General features: G+C 72.0%; 1 protein-coding gene. It reads right to left on the reverse strand.

Annotated elements, in window-relative coordinates; genetic code table 11:
• A partial coding sequence (locus DD1DGNOD_RS29685; RefSeq protein ID WP_241255794.1) for an antibiotic biosynthesis monooxygenase family protein occupies window positions 1–529 on the reverse strand: 529 nt, incomplete at both ends.

A 529-nucleotide genomic window follows, 5' to 3' on the forward strand; every position in this document is an offset into this window, starting at 1 on the left:
CCGCCGGGCGCCGGCGACCTCCGGCCGGATGGTCGTGGTCAGGGCGCCGGCCGGGTGCTGCTCCAGGGCCGTGCCCTGGTCGGAGCGGGCGTTCGCGCCGATGCTCGTGTCGGGGTTCGTGTCGGGGTTCGTGTCGGCGTTCATCTCGGCCTCCGGAGGGCGAGCGACGATCGAGAAGATGCGACGGGAGAAACCACGGTCGAGGAAGGGAATGAGCTGGCTGGTGCGGTCGCTGTGGTGCGGATCCCCCACCCAGGCCAGGAACGCCTTCTCGGAGGTCCACTCCGCCAGCAGGTGGAACGTCCGCGTGCCGGGCTCGTGCAGCAGTTCCTCCCGGATGCGGCCGGCGACGCCGTGCATGGCCTCAGCGACGTCGAGGAACGCCTGCTCGAACGCCTCCTCCTCGTCGGCGGGCACGGTGGTCGTGACCAGGACCCGGACTGCCGACCCCCGCCCTTCCAGGGTGTGCAGCACGTCGTAGGTGTGCCGCTCGGCGTCGTCCCGGAGATCGCGCAGGGCGGCGGTGAGG

Origin of the sequence: Candidatus Protofrankia californiensis, assembly GCF_900634765.1 — a bacterium.
Classification (GTDB): domain Bacteria; phylum Actinomycetota; class Actinomycetes; order Frankiales; family Frankiaceae; genus Protofrankia; species Protofrankia californiensis.